The sequence below is a fragment of the Staphylococcus pasteuri genome (assembly GCF_030547725.1).
In the GTDB taxonomy this organism is placed as follows: Bacteria; Bacillota; Bacilli; order Staphylococcales; family Staphylococcaceae; genus Staphylococcus; species Staphylococcus pasteuri.
Genome location: NZ_JAUOQO010000889.1, coordinates 1 through 239 on the forward strand (window position 1 = coordinate 1; position 239 = coordinate 239).

1 protein-coding gene is annotated in these 239 nt (G+C 41.8%); it reads right to left on the bottom strand.

The genetic code is table 11. From position 1 onward, the window contains the following. Positions 1–12 precede the first annotated feature (12 nt). Positions 13–239, bottom strand: a 227-nt coding sequence (locus tag Q4528_RS15820) for a hypothetical protein (protein WP_303522691.1), incomplete at its 5' end; no start/stop codon positions are given.

Consider the following 239-nt stretch of genomic DNA (forward strand, 5'->3'; position numbering starts at 1 on the left):
GCAAAAGCTAAATTAACCGCGCTTTGATTTGATAAGGGCCTTCACCATTGCCTTGGCAATAAGCCACAGAGTAAAAACTCGAAAGCGTTGTTTTAAAGATGAAAACAATACCTTCATTGCAGAAAAGGCTTGCTGATTCCACAGTAAGTCTTTTCCCCAATCCAAATAGATTTTTGCCTTTACCTGTTTCGCTAAATCCCGCCACAGCTCTTGCCGATTCGTTTGACGCACAAGAAACG